Source organism: Bradyrhizobium sp. NBAIM03 (assembly GCF_020194055.1).
GTDB classification, from domain to species: Bacteria; Pseudomonadota; Alphaproteobacteria; order Rhizobiales; family Xanthobacteraceae; genus Bradyrhizobium; species Bradyrhizobium yuanmingense.
The window spans coordinates 1-390 of record NZ_JADYVS010000271.1 but is presented as its reverse complement, the minus strand read 5'-3'; the positions used below and the strand labels follow the sequence as shown (position 1 = coordinate 390).

Annotated in this window: 1 protein-coding gene; it reads left to right on the top strand. The window is 64.4% G+C overall.

From position 1 onward, the window contains the following. Positions 1–390 (top strand): DMT family transporter (locus tag I6F21_RS38470; RefSeq protein WP_225184484.1); only part of this gene is annotated, 390 nt, incomplete at both ends.

The window sequence follows — 390 nt, the reverse complement described above, 5'->3', positions numbered from 1 at the left end:
GGCTTCGCACTGGTGGCCGGCAATGCGCTGCCGGCTGCGTTGCCTCTTGTCGCGGCCATGGTGGTCGGCTTTGCTGGCTATGGGATTAGCCTGGCGCTATTCGTGGTCGCGCTGCGACATCTGGGCACCGCGCGCACCGGAGCGTACTTCTCGGTCGCGCCGCTGTTCGGCGTCGTGATTTCATTCCTCATCTGGCCTGAGGTTCCCGGCATTCTGTTCTGGATCGCTGCGGCGCTGATGGCGCTAGGGGTCTGGCTGCATCTGCGCGAGCGGCACGAGCATGAGCACGTGCACGAGCCCATGGAGCACATGCATGCGCATCGACACGACGAGCACCACCAGCATGAGCACGATTTCCCGTGGGATGGCAAGGAGCCACACGTGCATGCG